The organism is Parasphingorhabdus sp. (genome assembly GCF_049667325.1).
GTDB lineage: Bacteria > Pseudomonadota > Alphaproteobacteria > Sphingomonadales > Sphingomonadaceae > Parasphingorhabdus.
In genome coordinates, this window is sequence record NZ_JBATHY010000302.1 from 1 (window position 1) to 5653 (window position 5653).

Sequence of the window (5653 nt, forward strand, 5' to 3'; positions counted from 1 at the left end):
TCGACATCGGGGACATAGATCATCAGGCTCGCGGTCGCGCCGCCGCGCTTGGTCGGGCCAAGCTTGTCCATGTCCGGAAATTCGTCGGACAGCATCACGTGGCTGTCGCCGATCACGATATCGGCATGGCCGATCTTGTCCCCCATCGGCAGCCGCATATGCTCGGTCGCCCCAAAGGCCTTTTTGTAGAAGGCAATCGCCGCTTCCGCGCCATCAACCGTCAAATAGGGGGTTACGCTGTGAAAACCGTCTTCTTTCCAGTCTGCCATCATCCTCTCCTTTTGTCCTGAAGGCGGTTTATAGCAAATTTGCATCGCTTTGACGACTCAGCTGTTGTTAACAATTGATATGTCATATCATTACACGTAATCAGTATCCCGTCTCTTTCCCCATAGAAAAGTGAACCATGTTGCACAGAAAATTCCTGATTTCCGCCGCAATCCTCTCCTTTCCCGTCACGCCCGCCCTGGCCCAGCAAGACGCGCCCGCCTCCGAGCGGCAGCAACGCGGGCTGGCCGATGATTTCCACGATGATGACATGATTGTCGTCACCGCGCCTTATGTAGATCAGCTTGACATATTGGCCGGGACGTCCGTGCTGACTGGCGATGAACTGGCGGAAAACCTGCGCGGCCAGATCGGCGACAGTCTGACCGGCTTGCCCGGCGTGTCGTCCACCTCTTTCTCGCCCGGCTCCTCCCGCCCGGTGCTGCGCGGCTTTCAGGGGCCACGGGTTCGCGTGCTGACCGACGGGATTGGCGCGCTCGATGCATCCAATACCTCGGTCGATCATGCGGTGACGATCGACCCGCTGACCGCACAGCGGGTCGAAGTGCTACGCGGACCGGCGGTGCTGCTGTTCGGCGGTGACGCGATTGGCGGCGCGGTCAATGTGATCGACAAGCGCATCCCGCGCGATATTCCCGATGACGCCTTCCATCTCGACGCGATTGCCGGTTACGGCAGCGCGGCGGATGACCGGAGCATCGCCGGATCGGTCGATGTGCCGCTGACCGCCAAGCTGGTGATCCATGCCGACGGCAGCTTCCGCGATACCAATGATGTCCGGGTGCCGGGCTTTGTCCTGTCACCGGTCCTGCGCGCTGAAGTTCTGGCCGAAGCGACGGAGGAAGCCGGTGAAGGCCATCTTGATGAAGCCGCCGAATTAACCGAAACAGCCAATTTGAGCGGCCGGGTGCCGAATACCGCCAGTCGCACGCAGACCGCAGGGGTCGGCGCCGCTTTCATCGACGATGGCGGCAATCTCGGCTTTTCGATCAGCTATTATGATACGAATTACGGCGTTCCGGCGCGTCCGGGAGCCGGCCATGCGCATGGCGGTGAAGGCGAGGCCGCGGAAGAGGAGGAAGAAGGACCGGTCACCATCGGTCTGGAACAGATTCGCGCCGACTTGCGCGGCGGGGTGAATCTCGGGGGATTTTTCGAGGCGCTGAATTTCCGGGCCGGCTATTCGGACTATGAACATATAGAATTCGAAGGCGACGAGATCGGAACCGTCTTTTCCGTGTCCGGAATAGAGGCGCGTGCGGAACTGGTACAGGCGGACCATGATGGCTGGCGTGGCGTAATCGGGACGCAGGTTCTGGTTCGCGATTTCAACGCGATTGGCGCGGAAGCCTTCGTGCCCAAGAACAGCATCGAGAGCTGGGCGCTGTTCGCGGTGCAGGAAGCCGATCTGGGCGACTGGGAAGTGGAAGGCGCGCTGCGCTTTGACCAGACCAATGTGTCGGCCAATGTCGTTTCCTTTGATCGAGACTTCAACACGCTTTCCGGCGCGATCGGCCTAGCATACGCGCCCGATGAGGAAGCGTTCAAGTTCGGCGCAAATATTTCGCGATCGGAACGCGCGCCGTCGGCTGAGGAACTGCTGTCAAACGGTCCCCATATCGCCACCCAGGCGTTCGAGATCGGCAATCCGGATTTCACCACAGAGAAAAGCTGGGGCGGAGAGTTATATGCGCGCTGGGACAGCGACGATGTCCAGCTAAGCGCGACCGCTTATGCCAATCTGTTCAACGACTATATTTTCGAGGCGGAAACCGGGGCCGAAGAAGATGGCCTGCCGGTGTTCCAATATTATCAGCGCGACGCGACCTATTATGGCTTCGAGGCTTCGGCATCGGCGGTTTTCGCGCGGTCCGGCGGCTTTGACTTTAGCGCCGACGGGGTCGCCGACTATGTCCGCGCCAAGATTGACGATGGCGGTGGACCGGTTCCGCGCATACCCCCGCTGCGGCTGCTCGGCGGGATCAAGGCGCAAAGCAACCGGCTGGATTTGCGCGCCGAAGTGGAATGGTCCGGCAGCCAGAACAAGGTTGCTGCCTTCGAAACCCCGACCGAGGGCTTCACGATGGTCAATGCCACCGCGGCCTGGCGGCCGTTTGGCAAGGATGGCGGCGTCACCCTGCTCGCCTCGGCCAATAATATTTTTGATGTGAACGCTCGCCGTCACGCTTCGTTCACAAAAGACTATGTACCGCTGTCCGGTCGTGATATTCGTATCAGCGCGAAGTTCAGTTTTTAGGATATTTTGAAATGCAGAAATTTACCGTCGCCATCTTGATTTCAACCATGGTCCTGCTCAGCGCCTGCAACACGGTCAAGGGTGCTGGCCGGGATATTGAATCGGTAGGTAAAGCTGGCGAAAGAGCGATCGACTAAGAGAGCTTTTTACGTTCTCCGCACTGGATGCGGAGCACATCACCGCTCTAGGACGAGACGATTTCGCTCTTCTTGCGTTCGGTGAACCACATGATCATCAGCGAAACCTCGTAGAGCAGGATCAGCGGGATGCCGAGCATCAGCTGCGACACCACGTCCGGCGGAGTCAGGATCGCGGCCAGGGCAAAGGCCCCGACGATCATATAGCGTCGCACTCCCTTTAGCTGCTGGCGGCTGACGATGCCCGCCCGATTGAGCAGCAGCAGCAGGACCGGCAGCTGGAAACATACGCCGAACGCCAATATGAACTGCATCACCAGCGAGAGATAATCTCCCATCGCCGGCAAGGCTTCCTGCTGCAAGCCGCCGACCGTCCCTTCAAATCCCAGAAAAAACCGGAACGCGGTCGGCATGACGATGAAATAGGCGAGCGATGCTCCGGCGATGAACAACACCGGCGTTGCTACCAGAAAGGGCAGGAACGCCTTTTTCTCGTTGGCGTAAAGGCCTGGAGCGACAAAGGCCCACAGCTGGTTTGAAATGATCGGGAAGGCGATGAAAAAGGCCGCGAACATTGCCACCTTGATCTCGACGAAAAAGGCCTCGTAAAGCTTGGTATAGATGAGCTTTCCTTCGCCGGCCGGAAAGGCGTCGGTCAGTGGCTGGACGAGAATACCGAAAATCTGGTCAGCAAAAAATATGCTGACCAGAAAGGCCACGGTCAGCGCTGCCACCGACCACAGCAGTCGCTGGCGAAGTTCGATCAAATGTTCGATCAAGGGCGCCTTGCTGCCATCCAAATCCGGTTTGCTTTGGTCATTCACGGCTTGGCATCGCCTGCGGGCGGCAGATCTGGCCCGCCGTCGGTTGCGTCGGACGCATCCGTAGGCGGTCCGTCGAGCGGTTCCATCCTTGGTTCTTCGGCAGCGCCGTCATCGGGAAGCGCCGGATATTCGCTCATGATCCGGTCATTCTCGGAGGCCCATTTCTTCTCCATTTCCTGAAGCTCGGCTTCGCGGACCATGGCATCAAGCCCGGTACGGAAATTGGCCATCACGCCGCGCGCCTTGCTCATCCATTTGCCCGCCGTCGCCAGCGCGCGCGGCAATTCCTTGGGTCCGATGACAACAACGGCAATGATCGCGATAATCGCGATCTCGGATATGGAAAGGTCAAACATGTTCTATGCGGCCCTGAACCGGAAGGCCTGCCTGATCAACCAGCCGTCTTGTCGGCGGTTTTGCTGGTCTCGGCCGACGCGTCGGCGGTTTTGCTGTCGATCTTGGGGGCAGGATCGGCCGCGCTCGCTTCTTCCTCGGTAATGCCTTTCTTGAAGGAACGGATGCCCTTGCCGACATCACCCATCATTTCGGAAATCCGGCCACGGCCGAACAGAATCAGCACCAGCGCCGCTACAATTACAATCTGCCAAACACTCGGTTGCATGCGATATTCTCCTTGTGCAGCCTATTTAAGCGCTTTCGGTCTCGTTTTCCAGCAAAACACCATCATCGTCCGCAAACTCCTGTGTTTCAGCCTCGTCGATATCCCGGTCCGGCGCGGCTTCACCCTCCGCTTCCAGTTCCATTTGCTCGAGCACGAGATCGACCGGATCAAGCAATCCAGCGGCTTTCAGCTCGTCAATACCGGGCAGATCCTTGCGACTGTGCAAGCCGAAATGGGTCAGAAATTCTGCGGTGGTCGCATAGATCAGCGGCCTGCCGGGCACTTCGCGGCGTCCGGCGGGGCGTACCCAACCCGCTTCCATCAGAACATCAAGCGTGCCCTTGGCAACCTGAACACCCCGGATCGCTTCGATTTCGGCGCGGCTGACCGGTTCATGATAGGCAATGATCGCCAGCGTTTCCATGCCGGCGCGGCTAAGCTTGCGGAGCTCCGCCCGTTCGCGGCGCAACAGGTGGGAAAGATCTTGCGCGGTCTGGAAATGCCAGCGATCGCCGGTTTTTATCAAAACAATCCCGCGATGCTGATAATCCTCTTCAAGGTCAGCCAGTATCTCGCGAATATCCAGCTCCTCCCCGACATAGGCCTTGATATCGGCGATCGTCATCGGCTTTTCCGAGGCAAAAAGGGTCGCCTCGACCGCGCGTTTGCCGATATCGATATCTTGAGAGCCCTGTTCGATCAGACTGGTATCTTCCATTTCACGTTCATCCATTTGTCGTCGCCTTGATTCTAAGCGGTGCAAAACTATGTTCCTGCTGCAATTCCAGCTTGCCTTGGCGGGCCAATTCCAATGTTGCCAGAAAACTGGACGCGAGCGCGGATTTTCTGAGTTCGGGCGGTGCACCGGGGGGCAGAAAATGCCGGATGTCCATCCAGTCAATAGCCTCGCCCAGCATCAGCGATACCCGCGCAAGCGCATCCTCGAGCGTCATGACCATCCGTTGCTTGACGATGTGGATTGCCGGTGCACTACGCGTTTTTACCCGGGAATAAGCAGTGATCAGATCATAATATTCTGCCTGCCAGTGCCGGTCCTTCACTACGCGCAGCCCTTCCGGCGCGCCGCGCATGAACACGTCGCGGCCGACCCGGTCCCTGGCCAGAAGACGGGAACCCGATTCGCGCATCGCGTTCAATCTTTCCAGCCGCATCTGCAGGCGCAAGGCCAGTTCTTCGGGAGAAGGATCGATTTCCGGATCACGGGGCAGCAGCAAGCCGGATTTCAAATAGGTCAGCCAGGCGGCCATCACCAGATAGTCGGCAGCCAGCTCCAGTCGCAGGGTCTGGGCGCTGGCGATATATTTGAGATATTCCTGGACCAGTTCGAGAATCGATATTTCGCGCAAATCGACTTTCTGGTTGCGGGCCAGCGCGAGAAGGAGATCGAGCGGGCCTTCCCAGCCATCGATATTGAGGGTTAGTGCCCCTTCGTCGGATGCAACCGACTCCGGAGGGAAAAAGAAGCCCTCGGTTTCCGGCTCTTCGCTCATGCCGTTGCCGCTAT

General features: G+C 58.5%; 8 protein-coding genes. 2 read left to right on the forward strand and 6 right to left on the reverse strand.

Annotated elements, in window-relative coordinates:
- Nucleotides 1–269 (reverse strand): VOC family protein (locus WBM93_RS13165; RefSeq protein WP_424432320.1); only part of this gene is annotated, 269 nt, incomplete at its 3' end.
- A gap of 137 nt (nucleotides 270–406) precedes the next feature.
- Between WBM93_RS13165 and WBM93_RS13170 the strand changes: the two genes are divergently transcribed.
- The gene (locus WBM93_RS13170) at nucleotides 407–2545 is read left to right on the forward strand and encodes a TonB-dependent receptor (protein ID WP_424432321.1); all 2139 of its coding nucleotides are present in this window, start codon (nucleotides 407–409) and stop codon (nucleotides 2543–2545) included.
- Nucleotides 2546–2592: 47 nt separating this feature from the next.
- Nucleotides 2593–2682: an entericidin A/B family lipoprotein gene (locus WBM93_RS13175; RefSeq protein WP_424432325.1), complete on the forward strand. Its 90-nt coding sequence runs from the start codon at nucleotides 2593–2595 to the stop codon at nucleotides 2680–2682.
- Between the two features lie 47 nt (nucleotides 2683–2729).
- Here the strand turns inward: WBM93_RS13175 and tatC are convergent, their stop codons facing one another.
- Genes tatC through WBM93_RS13200 form a run of 5 tightly spaced genes read right to left on the reverse strand, consistent with a single transcriptional unit; the run spans nucleotide 2730 to nucleotide 5639 of the window.
- On the reverse strand, nucleotides 2730–3506 hold the full coding sequence (gene tatC / locus WBM93_RS13180; RefSeq protein WP_424432322.1) for a twin-arginine translocase subunit TatC: 777 nt from the start codon (nucleotides 3504–3506) through the stop codon (nucleotides 2730–2732).
- Entirely contained in the window at nucleotides 3503–3862 is a 360-nt protein-coding gene (gene tatB, locus WBM93_RS13185) for a Sec-independent protein translocase protein TatB (RefSeq protein WP_424432323.1), read from the reverse strand. Before tatB ends, tatC begins: the two co-directional genes overlap by 4 nt.
- A 35-nt stretch (nucleotides 3863–3897) precedes the next feature.
- A complete protein-coding gene (locus WBM93_RS13190; RefSeq protein ID WP_424432324.1) occupies nucleotides 3898–4128 on the reverse strand; it encodes a twin-arginine translocase TatA/TatE family subunit in 231 nt (76 codons plus the stop codon).
- A 25-nt stretch (nucleotides 4129–4153) separates the two neighbouring features.
- Nucleotides 4154–4846: an SMC-Scp complex subunit ScpB gene (gene scpB / locus WBM93_RS13195; protein ID WP_424432326.1), complete on the reverse strand. Its 693-nt coding sequence runs from the start codon at nucleotides 4844–4846 to the stop codon at nucleotides 4154–4156.
- A gap of 7 nt (nucleotides 4847–4853) precedes the next feature.
- Complete coding sequence (locus tag WBM93_RS13200) at nucleotides 4854–5639, reverse strand: segregation and condensation protein A (RefSeq protein WP_424432327.1); 786 nt, start codon at nucleotides 5637–5639, stop codon at nucleotides 4854–4856.
- Nucleotides 5640–5653 lie beyond the last annotated feature (14 nt).